Source organism: Aeromonas sp. S16(2024) (assembly GCF_041403065.1).
GTDB lineage: Bacteria > Pseudomonadota > Gammaproteobacteria > Enterobacterales > Aeromonadaceae > Aeromonas.
The window spans coordinates 104,993-124,714 of record NZ_JBGLQX010000008.1; the positions used below are offsets into that span (position 1 = coordinate 104,993).

General features: G+C 62.1%; 20 protein-coding genes. 2 read left to right on the forward strand and 18 right to left on the reverse strand.

Annotated features, from left to right (window positions below):
- Window positions 1–12: 12 nt before the first annotated feature.
- The 3 genes from efp to ACB030_RS08200 all read right to left on the reverse strand — a co-directional run bounded on the left by efp (window position 13) and on the right by ACB030_RS08200 (window position 3,012).
- Window positions 13–579: an elongation factor P gene (gene efp, locus ACB030_RS08190; protein WP_011707002.1), complete on the reverse strand. Its 567-nt coding sequence runs from the start codon at window positions 577–579 to the stop codon at window positions 13–15.
- Between the two features lie 43 nt (window positions 580–622).
- The gene (gene earP / locus ACB030_RS08195; RefSeq protein WP_371158932.1) at window positions 623–1,816 is read right to left on the reverse strand and encodes an elongation factor P maturation arginine rhamnosyltransferase EarP; all 1,194 of its coding nucleotides are present in this window, start codon (window positions 1,814–1,816) and stop codon (window positions 623–625) included.
- A 152-nt stretch (window positions 1,817–1,968) separates the two neighbouring features.
- Window positions 1,969–3,012 (reverse strand): GMP reductase, encoded by a 1,044-nt coding sequence (locus ACB030_RS08200; protein ID WP_268434325.1) that lies wholly within the window; start codon window positions 3,010–3,012, stop codon window positions 1,969–1,971.
- Window positions 3,013–3,410: 398 nt separating this feature from the next.
- Here ACB030_RS08200 and ACB030_RS08205 point away from each other — a divergent pair, with 398 nt between their 5' ends.
- Window positions 3,411–3,911 (forward strand): ATP-dependent zinc protease, encoded by a 501-nt coding sequence (locus ACB030_RS08205; RefSeq protein ID WP_371158934.1) that lies wholly within the window; start codon window positions 3,411–3,413, stop codon window positions 3,909–3,911.
- Window positions 3,912–3,987: 76 nt separating this feature from the next.
- Here ACB030_RS08205 and ACB030_RS08210 read toward each other — a convergent pair whose 3' ends face one another.
- The 7 genes from ACB030_RS08210 to ACB030_RS08240 all read right to left on the reverse strand — a co-directional run bounded on the left by ACB030_RS08210 (window position 3,988) and on the right by ACB030_RS08240 (window position 10,491).
- Window positions 3,988–5,430, reverse strand: coding sequence for an ATP-binding protein (locus tag ACB030_RS08210; protein ID WP_371158936.1), 1,443 nt, complete (start codon window positions 5,428–5,430; stop codon window positions 3,988–3,990).
- Window positions 5,427–6,119, reverse strand: a complete 693-nt coding sequence (locus tag ACB030_RS08215; protein ID WP_371158938.1) for a response regulator — start codon at window positions 6,117–6,119, stop codon at window positions 5,427–5,429. Before ACB030_RS08215 ends, ACB030_RS08210 begins: the two co-directional genes overlap by 4 nt.
- A gap of 81 nt (window positions 6,120–6,200) precedes the next feature.
- A complete protein-coding gene (locus ACB030_RS08220) occupies window positions 6,201–6,836 on the reverse strand; it encodes a tetratricopeptide repeat protein (RefSeq protein WP_371158940.1) in 636 nt (211 codons plus the stop codon).
- Between the two features lies 1 nt (window position 6,837).
- Entirely contained in the window at window positions 6,838–7,686 is an 849-nt protein-coding gene (locus ACB030_RS08225; protein WP_371158942.1) for an SDR family oxidoreductase, read from the reverse strand.
- Window positions 7,683–8,339, reverse strand: a complete 657-nt coding sequence (locus ACB030_RS08230; protein ID WP_371158944.1) for a TenA family transcriptional regulator — start codon at window positions 8,337–8,339, stop codon at window positions 7,683–7,685. The genes ACB030_RS08225 and ACB030_RS08230 overlap by 4 nt, the downstream gene beginning before the upstream one ends.
- On the reverse strand, window positions 8,336–9,829 hold the full coding sequence (locus tag ACB030_RS08235) for an AMP-dependent synthetase/ligase (protein WP_371158946.1): 1,494 nt from the start codon (window positions 9,827–9,829) through the stop codon (window positions 8,336–8,338). The genes ACB030_RS08230 and ACB030_RS08235 overlap by 4 nt, the downstream gene beginning before the upstream one ends.
- Window positions 9,826–10,491 (reverse strand): thermostable hemolysin, encoded by a 666-nt coding sequence (locus tag ACB030_RS08240; RefSeq protein ID WP_371158948.1) that lies wholly within the window; start codon window positions 10,489–10,491, stop codon window positions 9,826–9,828. The genes ACB030_RS08235 and ACB030_RS08240 overlap by 4 nt, the downstream gene beginning before the upstream one ends.
- Window positions 10,492–10,621: 130 nt before the next feature.
- Between ACB030_RS08240 and ACB030_RS08245 the strand changes: the two genes are divergently transcribed.
- Window positions 10,622–11,263, forward strand: coding sequence for a class I SAM-dependent methyltransferase (locus tag ACB030_RS08245; protein ID WP_371158950.1), 642 nt, complete (start codon window positions 10,622–10,624; stop codon window positions 11,261–11,263).
- Between the two features lie 90 nt (window positions 11,264–11,353).
- Here ACB030_RS08245 and ACB030_RS08250 read toward each other — a convergent pair whose 3' ends face one another.
- From ACB030_RS08250 to ACB030_RS08285, 8 genes are all read right to left on the reverse strand, one after another.
- Window positions 11,354–12,478 (reverse strand): M20 family metallopeptidase, encoded by a 1,125-nt coding sequence (locus tag ACB030_RS08250; RefSeq protein ID WP_371158951.1) that lies wholly within the window; start codon window positions 12,476–12,478, stop codon window positions 11,354–11,356.
- A gap of 29 nt (window positions 12,479–12,507) precedes the next feature.
- Window positions 12,508–12,975, reverse strand: coding sequence for a YjiG family protein (locus ACB030_RS08255; protein ID WP_371158953.1), 468 nt, complete (start codon window positions 12,973–12,975; stop codon window positions 12,508–12,510).
- Window positions 12,972–13,694 (reverse strand): nucleoside recognition domain-containing protein, encoded by a 723-nt coding sequence (locus ACB030_RS08260; RefSeq protein ID WP_371158955.1) that lies wholly within the window; start codon window positions 13,692–13,694, stop codon window positions 12,972–12,974. The genes ACB030_RS08255 and ACB030_RS08260 overlap by 4 nt, the downstream gene beginning before the upstream one ends.
- A gap of 254 nt (window positions 13,695–13,948) precedes the next feature.
- Window positions 13,949–14,305, reverse strand: coding sequence for a fumarate reductase subunit FrdD (gene frdD, locus ACB030_RS08265; protein WP_041205216.1), 357 nt, complete (start codon window positions 14,303–14,305; stop codon window positions 13,949–13,951).
- Window positions 14,306–14,315: 10 nt separating this feature from the next.
- Window positions 14,316–14,714, reverse strand: a complete 399-nt coding sequence (locus tag ACB030_RS08270) for a fumarate reductase (RefSeq protein ID WP_041205215.1) — start codon at window positions 14,712–14,714, stop codon at window positions 14,316–14,318.
- Between the two features lie 11 nt (window positions 14,715–14,725).
- Window positions 14,726–15,460, reverse strand: coding sequence for a succinate dehydrogenase/fumarate reductase iron-sulfur subunit (locus ACB030_RS08275; protein WP_042867664.1), 735 nt, complete (start codon window positions 15,458–15,460; stop codon window positions 14,726–14,728).
- Window positions 15,453–17,237 carry a fumarate reductase (quinol) flavoprotein subunit gene (gene frdA / locus ACB030_RS08280; protein ID WP_371158959.1) on the reverse strand — a complete coding sequence of 595 codons (1,785 nt, stop codon included), beginning with the start codon at window positions 17,235–17,237 and terminating at the stop codon, window positions 15,453–15,455. Before frdA ends, ACB030_RS08275 begins: the two co-directional genes overlap by 8 nt.
- A gap of 514 nt (window positions 17,238–17,751) precedes the next feature.
- Complete coding sequence (locus ACB030_RS08285) at window positions 17,752–19,629, reverse strand: methyl-accepting chemotaxis protein (RefSeq protein WP_205642247.1); 1,878 nt, start codon at window positions 19,627–19,629, stop codon at window positions 17,752–17,754.
- Between the last annotated feature and the right edge of the window lie 93 nt (window positions 19,630–19,722).

Below are 19,722 nucleotides of genomic sequence, written 5' to 3' on the forward strand. Positions count from 1 at the left end.
CAAGCCGTCAAATCAGTTGACGCGACGCTTGAACTCGCCGGTGCGGGTGTCGATTTCGATCTTGTCGCCGATCTCTACGAAGGCGGCAACGGCCAGCTCGTAGGTGGTGCCCTTCAGGCGGGCCGGCTTGGTCACTTTACCGGAGGTGTCGCCACGGGCGGCCGGCTCGGTGTACTCGACTTCGCGAACTATGGTGGTCGGCAGCTCGACGGAGATGGCTTTCTCGTTGTAGAAAGTCACTTCGCAGATGTCTTCCATGCCGTCAACCATGTAGTTCAGGGCGTCACCCAGGTTGTCTTTCTCGACGTCGTACTGGTTGTACTCGGTGTCCATGAAGACATACAGGGGGTCGGAGAAGTAAGAGTAGGTGCACTCTTTACGCTCCAGCTGAACGACTTCCAGCTTGTCGTCGGCCTTGAATACGGTCTCGGTGGCGCTGCCGTTCAGCAGGCCTTTCAGCTTCATCTTGACCACGGCGGAGTTACGGCCGGATTTGTTGAATTCGGCTTTCTGGACCACCATCGGCTCGGTACCGATCATGACGACGTTACCAGCGCGGATTTCCTGTGCGGTTTTCATGTAAAAATTCCTGTTCGTATACGGGCAGATAAAAACTGCCAGATTATATACGGCTTTCTAAAAATTTCACCAGCCGAGTGACGAGATCCCCATCGGCAAGCAACTTCTGTGACCAGCTTCGCGCATGTTGTTGCCAAATAGTACCGAATTGCGGCCATTGGGCCCAGAGTTCGCGCACATCTTGCCCATGGTTGAGGGCATGGTTGAAAGTGCGCAACCAGTGGGCCGCATCGGTCGGCAAGTCGGCCAGATCTGGCAAGCTAGATAAGTAGTGGTCGAGGAAATCATCCAGCTTGGCAATGTGAGCCTGATCGTCCTGGGGATAGATGTGCCACAGGAAGGGCCTCGCCGCCCACTGGGCCCGCACGAAGGAGTCTTCGCCGCGCACCAGATTGAGATCGCAGCTCCACAGCAGCCGGTCGTAGCCCGCCTGGCTCGTCATCGGCAGCAGCTTGATGGCGAGCTTGCCCGCGTGCAGCAGATCCCCCGCCCGTGCCGTGCCGATGGCACTCTCAAGCCCTGCGCCGCTGAGCACGTCGTTGAGGGCGCGCCCCATGGGCAGCAACAGGGTGACCGGGGTGGCGCCCTGGCACCAGCTCGCGACCAGGCTTTTCAGCGCCTCGCTTTCGTAGGTGAAGAGGCTTATCCGCAGCTCGTCTTGCGCCTTGTGCGGCAGCCCCAGGCTGGCCCAGTAGGCGGCAAGACCAGCCTCATCCTGCTGCCACCGCTCCCGTTCGGCGATGAGCCCCTGCTCGCACAGCAAGCCACCGGTTCTGGCCGTGAAGCCCGGGAAGAAGAAGTATTTATTGAGACTCAGCTTGCCCACCCGCTGGGGTGAGGCGAGGCCGTGGCAATCCTCGACCCAGCTCTCCGCCGAGAGATATTCCAGATTGATCCAGCAGGGGGGCGGGCTCTGCTCGGCCATGCGCTCGATGAAGAGGGCGGGCAGCTCGCAGGCAAATGCCTCTATGACCACGCTAGCCGGGATGGCATCCGCTGGCAGGGGGTCCTGCCAGCGCTGGATGTGAATGCCCTCAACCCACTGGCGATCCCGCGCGGGATCCAGCTCCGGACAGATGCGGGCAAAGCTCGCCAGGTCATCCACCCAGAGCCGCACCTGTCCATGGCCCTCCCGCTCCAGCTGGCGGGCCAGCCGCCAGGTGACGCCTATGTCGCCGAAGTTGTCCACCACGGTGCAGAAGATGTCCCAGTCAAAGGGGGGCAGGGGGCTTGTCATGGCTCGGGGTTCCAGATGCAAAAAACCGGTGCGCAGGGTAGCACACCGGTGACTTGGCTTCTAACTGCGGGGCCGCCAACCCCCTCCCAGCCTCCCCCTTCGAAAGGGGGAGGTGTCAACACTCCCGCCCCTGGTGAAGGGGAGGGCCGGGGTTACTCCTTGCCGTAGACGTTATTCTCTTGCTCGCGTACCCGGATGAAGGTGGTGCGCTTGGTCAGCTCTTTGAGCTGGCTGGCGCCCACATAGGTGCAGGTGGATCGCACACCGCCGAGGATGTCGCGCACGGCGTTCTCGACCGGGCCGCGGTAGGGCAGCAGCACCGTCTTGCCTTCGGAGGCTCGGTACTCGGCGACGCCGCCGGCGTGCTTGTCCATGGCGCTCGACGAGCTCATGCCGTAGAACTTCATGAAGGGGGCGCCATCGACGTCCACCACCTCGCCGCCGCACTCCTCGTGGGCCGCCAGCATGCCCCCCAGCATCACGAAGTCTGCGCCGCCGCCGAAGGCCTTGGCCACGTCGCCCGGGCAGGTGCAGCCGCCGTCACCGACGATCTGGCCGCCGAGGCCGTGGGCCGCATCGGCGCACTCTATGATGGCGGAGAGCTGGGGGTAGCCGACGCCGGTCTTGACCCGGGTGGTGCAGACCGAGCCCGGGCCTATGCCCACTTTGACGATGTCGGCGCCGGAGAGGATCAGCTCCTCCACCATCTCGCCGGTGACCACGTTGCCCGCCAGGATGACGTGGTTGGGGCAGGCTTCACGGATCTTGCGCAGGAACTCGACGAAGTGCTGGGAGTAGCCGTTGGCCACGTCGACGCAGATGAAGCGCAGCGCCTCGGACATGGCGAGGATCTGGCGAGTCTTGATGAAGTCCTCTTCCGAGGTGCCGGTGGAGACCATCACATGGCCCAGCAGGGCCGGATCTGTGTCGTTCACGAAGGTTTGCCACTGGGCGAGGCTGTAGTGCTTGTGTACCGCCGTCATCATCTCGAAGCCCGCCAGGGTACGCGCCATGGCGAAGGTGCCTACGGTGTCCATGTTGGCGGCGATGACGGGCACCCCCTGCCACTGGGTCCGGGTGTGCTTGAAGGTGAACTGACGGGTCAGGCTGACTTGGGAACGGCTCTTGAGGGTAGAGCGCTTGGGACGAAACAGTACATCCTTGAAACCGAGCTTCAAGTCTTCTTCGATACGCATTGCAAATTCCTTATTGAGCCTTGTGAAAGTCACTGTTGCAGTGGGCAAAATTTTCGGCAGGCACAAAAAAACCGCAGGTTTTCAAGGCCTCCGGTTTACAACAGTCTAGGCAAAAATCCCGCCAGAACAAGACTGATAATTCGCTCATCATTGTGGTAGCCTTTGGCGTCACAACCTGAGGTTGGCCACCAGCTTCATCCAGCACCTCGCCATGGCCCCTCCCTCCCCTCTTTTTGCCCCCTGCCTCAGAGTCAACTGCTGTCGGATCCCCCATGCCGTGAACGCCAGAAGCTCGGGGTCTGGGCCCCTGTGCCGCGTTTGCCAGTTGACAGTGCCCTGCGTGCTGCCCACTCTGGCGCAGAGGGCCAGCGTGGGCCCGCTTCGACGAGGAGAACACATTGTCCGCATCACACAAAGCCGGCTGGTTGCTGTTGGCCAGCCTCTGCCTCTCATCGGGCGCCTGGGCCGCCCCTACCGTCTATGGCTGGATCGAGAAGGGCGTGCTCATGCCGGGTGGGGTGGCGGTCAAGATGAAGCTGGATACCGGCGCCCTCACGTCGTCCCTCGATGCGCGGGAGCTGCACCACTTCAAGCGTGACGGCAAGCCCTGGGTGCGCTTCACCCTGGTGCTGACCGATGCCAACACCGACAAGGAGGTGCGCCAGATCCTGGAGCGGCCGGTGGAGCGCAGCGTGACGGTGCGCGGCGCCGGTGGCATGGAGGAGCGTCCCACTGTGACCATGTCTGTCTGTGTCGGTGACAAGCTCTACAAGGAGTGGTTCACCCTGCGGGATCGCAGCGACATGATCTATCCCGTGCTGCTCGGCCGTCGCCTGCTGGCGGAGCTGGGACCTGTGGACTCTTCCCGCACCTTCACTGTGCAGCCGAGCTGTGGCTAGGAAGGCCTCTTTGGGATCATCTATGGTGCGCGGGGGCTTGGGCCCCCGCGCTTTTTTTCCCTGAGGCTTGCGCCGCCTATGCCTGGCGCGGCGGGGCGGGCAGTAGCACGCTCACTTCCAGCCCCCCCTCTGGCCTGTTGTGGATGTCCAGATCCGCGCCGTGCAGCTGCACTATGCGCTGCACTATGGCCATGCCGAGGCCCACCCCGTCCCCCTGCTGGGGATTGACCCGGAAGAAGCGCTCGCACAGGCGCGACAGGGCGGCGGTGGGGATGCCGGGGCCGTTGTCCCGCACATCCACCCTGACCCTGTTGCCCTCCTGGGTGATCACCACGGCGACCTCGCCGCCCACCTGGGTGTAGCGCAGCGCGTTGTCGATGAGGTTGCCAAACATCAGATCCAGCAGCATGGCCTGCCCCATCACCTGCAGATGCTCGTCCCCCTCCAGGGAGAGCTGCAGATCCTTCCTCAGGGCGATGGGGGCCAGGGTGGCCAGGGTGCCCTGCAACAGCAGGCTCAGATCCAGACTGGCGAGCGCCGGGGCCTGCTGGTTGTCGATGCGGGCCTGGGTCAGCAGCTGGCGGATCAGCCGGTCGCTGCGATCGAGGGCCAGCAGCATCTTGCGCAGCGCCTGCTCGCGGCTGGCGTCATCCTCGGCGGCCAGGGCATTTTCACTGTGGATGCGCAGCACCGCCAGCGGGGTGCGCAGCTCGTGGGCCGCCTCGTTGGTGAACTGTTTCTCCCGCTCTATGGTGTCCGCCAGGGTGTGCATCAGGCGGTTGATCTCCGCCACCAGGGGCGTCAGCTCCTCGGCCTTGATGGCCAGGTTGAGCGGGCTCAGGTTGGCGGGATGGCGCTCCCCTATGGCCTGGGTGAGTTGATTCAGCGGGGCCAGCCCCCGGGTGACCAGCCACCACAGCAGGCCGAGCAGGAAGGGCAGGGTGATGAAGAGCGGCAGCATGGTCAGAGTGGCCATCTTGCTGGCCAGTTCCCCTCGCTCGTCATCCCGCTCCGCGACGATGAGCCAGGTCTGCTCATCCTCGTTGTAGAGGGTGAAGGTGCGCCACTCGTGCTGATCCTTGGTCTCGCTGTTGAAGCCGCGCTCCAGGGTGGTCAGGGGCTGCTCCGGCGCATTGGGTGAGCGCAGCAGTATGGTGCCTTGCTCGTCGAGCAGTTGGAAGTAGAGGTTGTGTTCGAACTCATGGCCGTAGGGGGTGAACTCGTTGTCCCGCCCCAGCTGGCTGAAGCTGCGCTTCTCCGGATGGGGGGCGTCGGGCACGGCCTGCTCCCACTCCTGGTAGACGGCCCCGTTGCTGGGCAGCTCGCCGCGCTGCTTCAGATAACGGCTGAGCAGCTGGTTGGTGATGCGGGCGGACTGGGCGAGACGGGCATCGAACAGCTCTTCCATCTCGTGGTTGGCTTCCAGATAGCCGATGAGGCCGCTGACGGCCAGGCTGAGGCTGACCAGGGCCAGGATGCCGGAGAGCAGGAAGCGGCGGATGGAGCGGACGCGACTCATCGGGCGGGCATCCCTCTGCTGCCCTGGGTATCTGGCTGCGGCACTATGTAGCCGACGCCGCGGATGTTGCGGATGAGCTCGGGGAAGAACTTCTTGCGCAGGTGGTGAATGTGCACCTCCACCGCATTGCTCTCGGCCCCCTCGTCCCAGCCATAGAGGCTCTGCTGCAGCTGATCCCGGCTCAGCACCCGGCCGCTCTGGCTGATGAGCTCCTGCAGCAGCTTGTATTCGTGGGGGGTCAGCTTGACCGCCTCCCCCTGATAGGTGACCTGCTGGGACTCGGGGTAGATGAGGATGTCGCCATACTCCAGCACCGCCTGGGCCTGCCCCTTGCTGCGGCGCACCAGGGCGCGCAGGCGGGCGTTGAGCTCCTGCAGGGCGAAGGGCTTGACCATGTAGTCATCGGAGCCTGCATCCAGCCCCAGCACCCTGTCGTCCAGGGCATCCCGGGCGGTGAGGATGAGCACCGGCAGCGTCTGCCCCTCCCGGCGCAGCTTGCGCAGCAGGCTGATGCCGTCGATGTCCGGCAGATTGAGATCCAGGATGAGGGCGGCAAACTCCTCGCTCTTGAGCGCTGGCAGGGCGGGCAGCCCCTGCTGCAGCCAGTCCACGGTGTAACCGCTGCTGCGCAGGGCATCCACCATGCCATCCCCCAGCATCACATCATCTTCTACCAACAGGACTCGCATTGTTTTTCCCCTCAAATGACGCTGCCCACCAGTATGCAAGTTGGTGGGCAGAGTTTAAATAGCGCACTGATCTGCTTGTGTTTATAGCTTGGCGAGACGCTCGCGAATTTCCGTCCTGCGCCCTTCGTCCGCCAGCTCGCGGCCCGGTCTGGCCGGGGCGGCCAGGGCCTTGTCCAGGTAGATCTTCGCCTGGGCCTTGTCCCCCTGATCCAGCAGGAAGTCGCCGTAGAAGAAGTTGGGATCGATGCCGTTGGGGTTGATGGCGAGCGCCTGCCTGAGCAACTGCTCGGCCTTGTCGTCATCCCCGAAGCCGACCGGCCAGCCCGGCACCTGGTAGTAGAGGGAGCCCAGACTGGTATAGGCGGAGCCCTCCAGCGCCTTGGGATCCTGCTTGATGGCGATCTCCAGCTTGGCCTTGGCCTCCTTCACCAGGCTGAGGGCCCCGAGGCCGCCCTTGGCGCCGGCCCAGGTGCTCTTGACGATGGCGGACCAGATCAGCAGGTCGGTACGAAAGGCCTCCTTGGCACTGGCCTGATCCGCCTGGGCACTCAGGGCTTCCAGGCAGCTCTCCTTGGTCTTGCCGGTCTCCTGATACTGGCAGTGGGCCCACTGCTGCTGAATGGTGGGCAGGGCATCGGCGGCCTGAACCAGGCTGCTTGCCAGGGCGAGCAGCAGGACGCTGTGACCAAATCGGGGGCGGAAAGTGGCGTGTTTCATCTTAATGTTCCTTTTTGTGCGTGGCACAGGCGGGGTTGTCCCCGTGATCTCTGGCCAGGGGGACAGGGTGGCGGGCATGGCGTTCTATGATGGGCAGCTGTCTGGCCAGCGCCCTGTCGACCAGGGCGGGCAGCAGGGCATTGAGCCGCACAAACAGCTTCTCCGGCCAGCCGAGCCAGCTGCGGCGCGTCTCGTTGCACAGGGCGATGACGGCCTCCTCGGCCACGTCCTGGGGGCTGTCGGTCCGGGTGCCGAGCTCGGCATTCATGGCGTAGGCCGCCTCGGAGTTGAGGTGGGTGCGGGTGGCGCGGGGGGCAAAGTGCAGCACCTTGATGCCGGTGCCCTCCAGCTCCCGCCCCAGAGACTCGCTAAAGCCCCGCAGGGCGAACTTGCTGGCGCAATAGACGCTGTAACCGGCATAGCCGATGGCCCCGAGGCTGGAGCCGATGTTCATGATGACGGCGGGTTTGCGCAGCCGGGGCAGCAGGGCGCGGGTGAGCTGGATGGGCGCCTCTATGTTGAGCAGCAGTTGGCGCGTCACCTGCTCGCCGCTCTGATCCTCCAGCCAGGCGAACTGGTTGCAGCCCGCGCTGTTGATAAGCACATCCAGCCCCTCCTCCAGCGCCGGGTGCTGCAACAGCCTGGCCCGCTCCTGGGGCGAGCCCAGATCGGCGGTCACCGTCTGGTGGCGCTCGGAATGGGGCAGCTCCTTGCGCAGGCGCTCCAGGGCGCTGGCCCGGCGTCCGTGCAGCAGCAGGTGCGCCCCCTGGGCCGCCAGCTCCATGGCCAGGGCTTCCCCTATGCCGCCGCTGGCGCCGGTGAGCAGTATGCGTTTCCCTTCAAGCTTCATTGGCAGGATCCCGTGAGCTGATGGAGCATGTCGCCATAGAGGCGGTAGACCACCCTGGCCGAGTGAATGATGGCGGCCTGATCGGCGGCGTCTTCCACCCGGTTCATCAGGGATTCGAAGAACTTGAGGTGCTCCTGATCCAGGGCGCCGTGGGAGCTCAGGTAGCTCATCGCCTGGGGCGGTAGGCCCAGACCGCGCTTGAGCTGGTCCGCCACCGTCAGGGCGATGGCGACGCTGGTGCCTTCCAGCACCTGTACCATGCCGAAGAACCCCATGGGGTTGCCGCGCTGGATCTGGTCGTAGAGGAAGGCCACCATCAGCTCGATGGGAAGACCCGGCTGGCCGTGGCGCACCGCCTCGGCGTCACCGCCGCAGGCGCGGATGTCGTTCAGGATCCACTCCTGGTGGCCGTACTCCTCGTCTATGTACTCCCGGATGGCGCCGCGCACCCACTCATACTCCTGTCCCAGCTTGCCGCCGGTGGCCATCAGCAGCGGCACAGTGTGGCGCACGTGGTAGTAAGCCTGTGCTAGAAAGGCGAGGTAGGTCTCCCGGCTGATGTCGCCGCGGCGGCAGGCCTCGATGATGGGGGCATTGAACAGGTGCTCGCGCTCGGCGGCGGTGGCGTGTTGCAGGGTCTGGTAGAAGCTCATGAGGTCTCTCCTGTGAGGCCTTGGGTCAGGCATTGGTCGATCTGCCGGGAAAAGTGGTGATAAATCTCGTTGCGACGGGGGCGGCCGTTGGCCGTCAGCAGGCCGGGGTGCTGATCCAGCGCCACCGGCAGCCAGTGATGGATGCGGGCGTAATCGGGCAGATGCTGGTTGAGCCGGGCAATCTGCTCGGGTAATTGGGACTGGCTGCCCGGCAGCGGCTGGATCAGGGCGACGTTGGCGGGCTGGCCGTCACCGAAGATCACGATGCGGGCGATGGCCGGGCAGATCTGGGCCTGGGATTCCACCCACTCCGGCGAAAAGTTGCGGCCAAAGGCGGTGATCTGGACGTTCTTCTTGCGCCCCGTGATGTGCAGGTAGCCCTCATCATCCAGGTGACCCAGATCCCCGGTGGCGATGGCCGGGATGGCGGGTGCCTCTTCCCCCAGATAGCCGAGCATGGCGCTGCCGCTCACCATGACTTCGCCGTCGGCGGCGATCGTCACCTGGCAGTGGGGCAGGGGGCGGCCGACGCTGCCCGGACGGTCGGCGTCCGGGCCGTTGAGCGCCACCACAGAGCCGCACTCCGACAGGCCATAGCCCTCATAGACAGGGAGCCCCAGGGCGCGGGCATGGGCGATGAGCTCGGGGGCGACCTTGCCGCCACCCACGGCGACGAAGCGCAGCCCCTTGAGCCGTTCGGCCAGGGCAGGGGTGTTGGCGCACAGCGCCAGCAGCAGGCGCAGCAGCTCGGGCACCAGCACCAGGCTGTGGCTGGGCCAGCGTGCCAGGGCCTGGCCCAGCATGGCCGGGTCCAGGGTGCTGGAGCCGGTGAAGCCGAGCTCGCCGAGGGAGGGGATGCGGCTGCAGGCGCCGGTGAGCAGCGGCACGTACAGACCGGTCAGATTCTCGAGCAGGGTGGCCAGGGGCAGCAGGGTCAGGTGCTGTTCGACCCCGGCCGGTGCGACTCGCAGGGCCAGGGATTCGCAGACCGCCGTCAGCTGGGCAAGGGAGAGGCAGACCCCTTTGGGCTGGCCCGTGGTGCCCGAGGTATAGGTGATCTTGGCGGTGCCAGCCGGCAGCTCGGGCAGGCTGGCGGGGGTACGGCGCCACAGGGGCAGCACCTGTTCATCGGCGGCGCCCGTCATCAGCAAGAGGGGGGCGGCGGCCTGCCAGCCCTCATGCTCGGGGCCCACCAGGGCATCGGCACCGCTGCTCTCCAGCAGCCATGCCTGCTGGGCCGGGCTGAAGAAGTGGGGCACGGGAATGACCACTATGCCGGCCCGGGTGCAGGCGAGATCGATCAGCGCCCAGGGCAGGCCATTGTCGAGCTGCAGGGCCAGGCGGCGAATGCCGGCTTGCTGCAAGCGGTCGGCCAGGCGCTGGATCTGCTGCCACAGGCTCTGGTAATCCAGCTCTCCCTGGCTGCCTTGCAGTGCCGGCTGTCGCGGCGTCAGGCTGGCATGGCGAGCGATGGCGTCGAACAGGCTCATTGGGCACACCTCTTGTCATGGCCGGCATGGTTAAAAAGCATGGGCATGGGCCCCAGCAGGTTGAGCAGCAGGCTGCTCTGGGCGAGCACCTCGCGCCCCTGGTTGATGTCCCCCGCCATCACTTTGGGCTGGCAGCGGTAGTATTCCCCCCAGGCGCTGGCGTCTTCCCCCACCTGATGGGCCTGGGCAGGGGCCAGCTCTACCGGGTTGAGGCGCAGCCGGGCAAAGCTGTTACGCAGTTTGGCGGTGCCGGTGAACACCACGTAGTCGAGGGCGTTGTCACACAAGAGTCGGCACAGGGCCGCGAACATCAGACGGGCATTGCCCGGTTCGCTGCAGGCGAGGTTGCCCACTTCGATGATGCGGCTGCGGGCCGGACGTACCCCGAGGCGGGTTTCGATGGCGGCCTCGATGGGCTGCTCCAGATACTGCTCCAGATAGAGGGGCTGCTCGCCCTCGCCGTTGCAGGCCTGGTTGAGGCCACAGGCGCCGACCAGCACCCCATCGGCCCGGTAGAGCCCGAGCAGGCAGGGAAGGAAATGGGGGATGCGGGCGTTGAATTCGAGGGTGTAGGCGGCCTGGATATAGGCTTGCAGCGCCATGACCTGCTGCGGGGACTGTGCCAGCAGCAATCGGTAGGGGGCTTGGATCTCTATGGTCATGGTTGGCTCCTTCTCTTGGGATGGCTTGAGAGTAAAAGGGCAAACTTAAGAAACCCTTAAGGAGTAAAAAAAGTTGTCAGCAAGGCGACGGGCAGGCAATCTGCGCGGCTGTCACCCAGGAGGATCCCTCATGTCATCAAGCGCCAGCTGCCCCCTCTGCTCGGCTCGCCACAGCTACCCCCTGCCGGTGGCGGGCAAGCGCTATCACCGTTGTCTGGACTGCGAGCTGGTCTGGCTGGATGAGGCGGATCATCTGGACGAGGCGGCCGAGAAGGCGGTCTATGACGGGCACGACAACCGGGTGGACGATCCCCGTTATCGCGGCTTTCTGATGCGCGCCTTCGGCGAGGTGCTCTCCCGGGTGAGCCCTCCTGCCAGCGGCCTCGATTTCGGCTGTGGCCCAGGTCCTGCCCTCATCGCCATGGGGCGGGAATCGGGCTTTGATATGGCGGGTTACGACAAGTTCTATGCCGACCAGCCCGAGCTGCTGACGCGGCAGTATGACTTCATCACCAGCACCGAGGTGATAGAGCACATCGCCACCCCGCGCGCCGTGCTGGACGGGCTCTGGGGCTGCCTCAAACCCGGCGGCGTGCTGGTGCTGCAGACCCAGCGGGTGCTCAGCGACGAGCGCTTCAAGAGCTGGCGCTACCGTCACGATCCGACCCACATCGTCTTCTTTGCCGAGGCCTCGTTCCGCGCCCTGGCTGCCCGCTGGCAGGCGCAGCTCGAGTTTCCCCACGCCGATGTGGCGGTATTGTGTAAACCTTGATGCGGAGCCTCAGAGGAAAAAATCCGCCCCAATAACAAGGGCCAGCCGGTTTGCACCGGCTGGCCCTTGTTATTGGAGTTATCGGGGGGCTCAGGCCGCCAGACGGGTCAGCACCTTCACCAGCAGTTCGATGCGCGGCGCAATACTGGTCAGATCCAGATACTCCTCATCACTGTGGAAACCTGCGCCGATGGGGCCCAGACCATCCAGGGTCGGGATGCCGAGGGAGGCGGTCAGGTTGGCATCCGAGCCGCCACCGACTGCTTGCCAGCTAATTGGCAGCCCCAGTTCGGCGCCACACTCCTCCACCAGCTTCATCAGTGCCTGGGTACCCTCTGAGGGCACCATGGCTGGCTTGTGTGCCTCACGGGTCAGTTGGATGGTGACGCCATCAACATGAGGACGTTCGCCAAGGGTAAGCAGTTGATCGTCGATTTGGTGGTACTCCTGGTTGTCCCAGAAGCGCACATCTACCAGGGCGCTGGCATGGGCTGGCACTATATTGGCGCCATCGCCCCCCTTAACGATGCCAATATTGAGGGTGGTGCCACTTTCGAAGTTGGTCAGTGCGTTGATGGCCAGGATCCAGTGACCCAGTTCGGTGATGGCGCTACGTCCTTTCTGTGGTTCGTTGCCTGCGTGGGCCGCCTTGCCGGTGAAATCAATGCGATAGCGTGCCATCCCCTTGCGGGCCTTGACCAGCGAGCCATCGGCGCGGGCCGCTTCGGCGACCAGCACCTGTTTGGCATCCTTGGCAACGGCGGCGAGCCAGTCGCTGGAGTGAAGTGAGCCAATCTCTTCATCCGGGTTCATGCAGACGCAGATGCTCAGGCTGTCACGCACCTCGCGCGGGAGCGCACGCAGGGCATAGACGATATTGAGCAGGCCAGATTTCATGTCGGAGACACCGGGGCCATAGGCGCGATCACCCTCGACGCTCATCGGGCGGGCGGCGGCAGTACCGAGCGGGAAGACGGTATCCATATGACCGATCAGCATGATGTCGATCTGCTTGGCATCGGGTTGGTTACGAATTTCAAGGCCAATCCCGGCCACACCACAATCAATCTGCTTAATCTGCCAGTCACCCATGGCCTCATATTTAGCCGCCATCAGCTCGGCAATGTTGGCGATGCCCGGCTGATGCAGGGTGCCGCAATCTTGGTTGATCAGGGGGGTTAGTTCGGTCAGGTATTCATCCAGAGAAAAAGTCATCTGTTACTCCATTACAACATGGGAAAGGGTCAGAGAAGGATGTTCATCACCAACATGGCACCGAAGGCGTTAATCACCGAAATGGCGATCATGATCGGGATATAGCGTCCTTCGGTACCGATACAACCGAGGATGCGACCCATGTATTGGACCTGGGATCCCATCAGATAGATGGCAGGGGCCAGAATGGCAATGTGGGTACCGTTCAAAATGCCCTGGTCGAACAGGGTGATGACCACGCCGACCGCGCCCCCCATCGACATCCAGGCACCGATCAGCACTGCTGCGGCTTCACCGGGCAGGCCGAAGATGGCCATGATGGGGGAGAAGATGGCGCCCATGGCATCCAGTGCGCCGGTGATCTGCAGCGCCTTGATGATGACGAAGGCCATCAGCACGTTAGGCACGGTGGAGGTGGTGGCAATGACCCAGCCCTTTTTGGCCCCTTCGACGAAGATGTCGGTGATGATGGGTTTTTTGACGTTAGCCTGGCTCATTTTGTTTGCTCCTGGGTGGTAGCGGTCGGGTTGGTGTTGGTAGGTTTACCTTCGGTCAGGTTGAGATAGACCCGAAACAGGTTTGCCCCGACAAATTTGAAGGCGAACATCACTATGACTGCCAGACCGATGGAGGAGCTGACGGCTGGGCTGCCATCAGCCAGGGTCAGGGTGAAGAGCACAGCACCGGAGGAGAAGAAGTTAACAATGGTAGCGCCAGCGGAGAACTGGAACATGGTGAAGACATCGGTCTCACGCTTGGTGATCAACTTCTCATCCTTGAGCTGACGGGTCATGGCCGCTCCGGCATCGGTACTTTGCAAAGATGCGATCATCGCCAGACCGGTATTACCGGGTATCCCCATCAGCGGGCGCAGCAGTGGGGTCAGCAGCTTACGGGCTGCATCAAGGGCGCCGTAGTGCTCCAGCACATTGATCATGCCAAGGGCAAACATCACGGTGGGGATCAGGGTCAGGGCGAACAGGAAACCGTCACGGGCACCGTTACCCCCCTTGCCACGCATGTCGGTCATGGCGGTCTTGATGCCGTCACCGTTCTCGCTGACGCTCTGTACCATGGTACCGAATGAGCCATTTAATGTGGTGAAATCAAACACTCCATACCACTGGTTGGATTGCAGCAGTCCGGAGAAGAAGACCACGGCAAAAGCCAGGGCCAAATAACTGCCTATGGTCACCGAGCGAGTTTTATCAGTCATGATTTAGTCCCATGTGAATAATTATTTAACCGGGGGCGATTATGAAGGATGTGCTAGTCAATAAATTGACGTTAATCAAAGTGGTTCGCTACAGATGGATGAGGCATCGGAGTTATGTGACAGAGATCGTTATATAAAAGGACGATAATTTTGTTTTTATCGGGTTTGTTGAATGGATAAGCAAAGAGGGGCGATCGCTGCGGAAATAAAAAACCGGGCACTTGGCCCGGTTTGGTCTATCAGTCACGCTGTGATTACTGGAGAACCAGCACCATCAGCAGGCCGACGGTGATGGCAGATACCAGGAAGGCAAAGCCATAGAACACATAGTGGTGCAGCTTGGTGGTGTGGATCCCCAAGTCATGCAGGCCGTGGTAGATACGGTGCATGCCGTGCCAGATCGGCAGGGCTATGATCACCAGCAGGATGCAGGCACCCCACCAGGAGCTGGCGAACTCGAGTGCGCGCTCATAGCTCATGGTCTCCACGTCCATGATGCCCATGGGCACCAGCAGACCTGTGATGAGGACAATCACCGGCAGCAGCATGGCAACCACCATGCCGCCGGCACCAAACAGACCCCAGTAGATGGGTTCGTCAGAACGTCTCATTGATTTCTCCTCAAGCCACGATGATCAGGATCAGCAGGGATACCACCGCCAGCGCCACGTACTGGGCGATGACGATCGGCTTCTCCGGCACCAGGTCTTCACCACGGAAGATGCGCATGGCCTTGGGGGCCAGGGCGAACCAGGTCTTGGCGTGGAACAGGCAGGCGGCCAGCGCGATGACGTGGAACAGGATGGCAACGGGGCTCTGCAGGGATTCCAGCCAGCCGTTGAACGCCTCCTGACCCTGCACCAGCCGCAACAGACCCCACATCAGCACCACGGCGTAGATGGAGACGAAGATACTGGTGCCTTCGCGGATCATGTAACCGGTGTAGAAGGCATTCTTCAGCCACCAGTCTTTCTTCATTTCGCGCACGTAAGGCTTACGTTTGCTCTCTGTGTTGTTCATGGTCTCACTCCTCAATCCGGCTTGAACATGGCGATCATGTAGTCCTTGGCGCTCTCGACCTTGCCAAGCTGGATGGCGGCGGCCGGATCCACACCCTTGGGGCAGACATCGGAGCAGTAACCCACGAAGGTACAACCCCAGACGCCTTCGTCCTGGCTGATGATCTTCATCCGCTCCTTGGACGCGCTGTCGCGGTTGTCGGCGTTGTAGCGATAGGCCAGCGCCAGGGCCGCCGGGCCGGTGAACTTCTTGTTGATGCCATACTGCGGGCAGGCGGCGTAGCACAGACCACAGTTGATGCACATGGAGAACTGGTGATACTTCGCCATGTCGGCCGGGGTCTGGGTGTACTCGCCCTCGCACAGGCTGCGCGGTTCGCTCGGGATGATGTAGGGCTTGATGCTCTCCAGCTTCTCGATGAAATCGGACATGTCGACCACGAGATCGCGTTCGATCGGGAAGTTGTTGAGCGGCTCGATTTTCATCTTGCCCGGCAGGTAGTCCCGCAGGAAGGTCTTGCAACCCAGCTTCGGAATGCCGTTGACCATCATGCCGCAGGAGCCGCAGATCGCCATCCGGCAGGACCAGCGGAAGCTCAGGGTGGAGTCCAGCTGATCCTTGATGTACTGCAGGGCATCCAGCAGGGACATCTCTTTGAGGTAAGGCACCTGGAAGGTCTGCATCCAGGGCTCGTTATCCTGCTCGGGACGGTAGCGCAGGATTTCAATTTCGATCATCTCAGCCATTCTTCTTAGCCTCGTCTTGTTTCTCACCCTCGGAACCGTACACACGCTTCGCCGGTTGGGATTTAGTGATCTTCACATCGGAGTAATCGATGGTCGGGGCCCCTTCCGGTGCATAGAAGGAGAGAGTGTGCTTGAGGAAATTCACGTCATCACGCTCCTCATAACCGTCCAGACGCTGGTGGGAACCACGAGACTCTTTACGGTTGATGGCGGAGTGCGCCATGGCTTCGGCCACGTCCAGCATGTAGCCCAGTTCGATGGCGTACAGCAGATCGGTGTTGAAGACAGAGGACTTGTCGTTGATCTTGATCTTCTTGTAACGGGCTTTGAGCTCGTTGATCTTGTCGATGGTGCCCTGCATCAGCTCTTCGGTACGGTAGATACCGACGCCGGCTTCCATGGACATGCCCAGTTCGTTGCGGATATCCGCCGGGTTTTCGGTCCCGTCGATGTCCATCAGCGAGAGGTGTTGCTTGATCAACTGCTCGGCCTTGGCGGCCAGCGCTTCGGTGTTGCCGTGCTGCTGGGTCGCCGCGAATTCGGCTGCCTGTTCACCGGCCACCTTGCCGAAGACCACGATCTCGGACAGGGAGTTGGAACCCAGACGGTTGGCACCGTGCAGGCCAACGGAGGCACACTCGCCAGCGGCGTAGAGGCCAGGCATGCGGGTGGCGCACTTGCCGTCGGTTTCGATGCCGCCCATGGTGTAGTGGGCAGTCGGACGTACCGGGATCGGCTCCTTGACCGGATCCACACCCACGTAGGCCTTGGCCAGTTCGCAGATGAAGGGCAGACGCTCTTTGAGGTACTTCTCGCCGAGGTGGCGCAGGTCGAGGTGAACCACGTCGCCCATGGGGCCCTGGATCACGCGGCCTTTCTGCTGCTCTTGCCAGAATGCCTGGGAGAGACGATCGCGCGGACCCAGCTCCATGTGCTTGTTCTTCGGCTGGCCGACCGGAGTTTCCGGGCCCAGGCCGTAGTCTTGCAGGTAGCGGTAGCCATCCTTGTTCAGCAGGATGCCACCCTCACCACGACAACCTTCGGTCATCAGTATGCCGGTGCCCGGCAGACCGGTCGGGTGATACTGGACGAACTCCATGTCACGCAGCGGCACGCCGTGACGGTAGGCCAGCGCCATGCCGTCGCCGGTGACTATGCCACCGTTGGTGTTGTAGCGGTAAACGCGACCGGCACCGCCGGTGGCCAGCACCACTGACTTGGCCTGGATGAAACGGGTGATGCCGTTCTGGATGTCGAAGGTCAGTACGCCCTGGACGCGGCCATCGTCCACGATGAGATCCAGACAGAAGTGCTCGTCATAGCGCTTGATGGTCGGGTACTTGATGGAGGTCTGGAACAGGGTATGCAGAATGTGGAAACCGGACTTGTCTGCGGCGAACCAGGTGCGCGGGATCTTCATCCCGCCGAAACGGCGGACGTTGGCCTTGCCATCCGGCTTGCGGCTCCAGGGGCAGCCCCAGTGCTCCAGCTGGATCATCTCGTTGGTGGCATTGTTGACGAAGTACTCGACCACGTCCTGCTCACACAACCAGTCACCACCGGAGACGGTGTCGTTGAAGTGGTTTTCGAGGGAGTCGTCATCACGGACGACGCCTGCGGCGCCACCTTCGGCGGCCACGGTGTGGCTGCGCATCGGATAGACCTTGGAAATCAGGGCGATTTCCAGCTCCGGGTGGGCTTCTGCAATGGCGATTGCGGCACGCAGGCCACCGCCACCGGCACCGATGATGGCAACATCGGTCTTGATAATATCCACATCTGCCTCCTTAGGGATAGATTTGCTGGGCACGATTTTGCTCTATGAAAAAAATTCAGGCTTGATGCAAGTCAAACTGCTTTGTTTTAGTGCTTGGCAACGGTGATTTTTATTACAACCACCCCATTCCTTGGATGAAAATGCCGTCATTATCGCCATCCATCAGTGATCTGGATCAGCCGTACTCGCTACTCTGGTGATTTTAACCCCAAGATTGTACGTAGTTTTCTTTCAAAAAAATGAGAAATGCCTCTCTTTTTAGGTATTACCCATAAAGTTTTTAAGTTTTTTATCAAAAATGTTTAATGATAACTATTATCACGCCTGTGGCGGGTGAAAAGACATCAAAAAAGTAATGCGAATATAGCCGTGGCAGGCATCAGTTGCGTCAGAAGGATACTCGAATGGAGAGGCGGATCACAGCGTGTCCGGTGTCGAAAGGGAATTATAACCATTGAAACGAAAAGGGTTTATATAAAAAAGGGGCCTGGACGGCCCCTTTTCATGGGTTCGATCAGATGCGGAACATGCCGACCTGATTGTTGAGCTCACCTGAAATATTTTTAAGTTGAGCCGAGAGGTTGCGGGAGCTGTCCGCATCCACCGCCAGCTCGTCCGAGACGTCCTTGACCGCCTGGATATTGCGGCTGACCTCGTCGGTCACCGCCCTTTGCTCCTCGGCGGCACTGGAGATCTGGGTCGCCATGTCGGAGATCTGGTTGATGGAGGTGGTGATCTGCTCCAGGGCCTGGGTGGCGTCGTTCGCATCGATCACGCTGTTCTGGGCCAGCAGTTGACCCTCGTGCATGGTGCTGACGGCCCCCTGGGTGTTGCGCTGCAGCGTCTCTATCATGCTGCGGATCTCGACGGTGGAGCTGTGAGTGCGCTGTGACAGCACCCGCACCTCGTCGGCGACTACCGCAAAGCCGCGACCCTGCTCACCGGCCCGGGCGGCCTCGATGGCGGCGTTGAGCGCCAGCAGGTTGGTCTGCTCGGCGATGCCCTGGATGGTGGAGAGTATGGTGTTGATCTCCTGGGCGTTCTTCTCCAGCTCCTGGATGATGCCGGAGGCCTGCTTGACCTGGGTGGCGAGATCCGTGATGGAGCGCTGGTTGCGGGCGATCACCTGCTTGCCGTGCTCGCAACTGCTGGAGGAGCTGCGAGCTGCCTCCGCGGTCTGCTCGGCATTGCTGGCGACCTCGACGGCGGTGGCGGACATCTCGTGTACTGCCGTGGCTATCTGGGAGATCTCGTTCTGCTGGCGTGCCAGACCCTGGTTGGATTTCTCCGCCATGTCGTGGGAGGACCTGGCCTGCTGGTTGAGCTGCCCGGAGGAGTTGGAGATGTCCTGCACCATCACATGGATGCGCTCGATGAAGGTGTTGACGTGCTTGGCGACTGTGCCGACCTCGTCTTCCCGCTCGATCTTGATGCGGCGAGTCAGGTCACCGTTGCCGCGGGAGAGATCCGCGATGGCCTCGCCCAGGGTCTTCAGCGGGGCCAGGGAGCTGTTGATGGCCACATAGGAGAAGCCCGCGACGATGAGGATGGTCAGCAGGCCCTGCAGCAGGGCTGAGGTCACCATGCGGGAGACGGACTGGTAGGCGACCGCCTCGTCCACCACTATGCCGAAATACCAGTTGGTATTCGGGATCTCGGTGAGGTCGAACACGCTGGCCTTGCCGCTGATATCCATCTCGGAGATGGTGTTGTCATGGGCCAGCTCGTTGACCTTGGCGGCGGTCAGATCCGGAGAGAGGGCGGTGGCGGGCTTGAGGGTCAGCGCCTTGTCCGGGTGGGCTATGATGGTGCCGTTGCTGTCCACCAGGATGGCGTAGGTGCCTTCCGAGTTGATGGCCAGCACGTCCCGCACCAGGCCGTCAATGGAGACGTCACCGGCGATGACGCCGTCGGTGTTGCCACGGCTGAAGGGCTCGGCGATGGTGATGATGAGCTGGCCCGTGGTGATGTCGGCATAGGGGGCAGTGATGGCGAGCTTGCCGGCCGTCGTGGCGTCCTTGTACCAGGGGCGCTGGCGCGGATCATAGCCGGCCGGCAGATCGGTGGGCTTGCTCTGGATCATCCGGCCATCCTTGGTGCCCACATAGACCAGGTCGAAGTTGCCCGCGTTCATGGACTGGGCCAGGTGACTGAGGGGCTCATCCTCCTTGGTGAAGGCTTCCTTGGTGGCGGTGACCAGGTTGATGCGGGCATCGAGCCAGCGGGAGATGCCCTTCACGTTGGCGACGGAGCTGTCGTCGATAAAGCTCCAGATCAGCCGCTGGGTTTCGCTGCGCAGCTGGGTGGTGTTGTACCAGACCTGCAGGCCGGTGATGACCAGGATAATGGCCCCGATGGCGAGGACCAGCTTGTTCTTGATGGATAGATTCATGTTTACATCCTTGTGAGCGTCAGTCTGAGATCTGTGTGGTGTTTGTTATTGTTATGAGCCAACTCTGTATCGGCTGAAAGTGGACTTTATGTA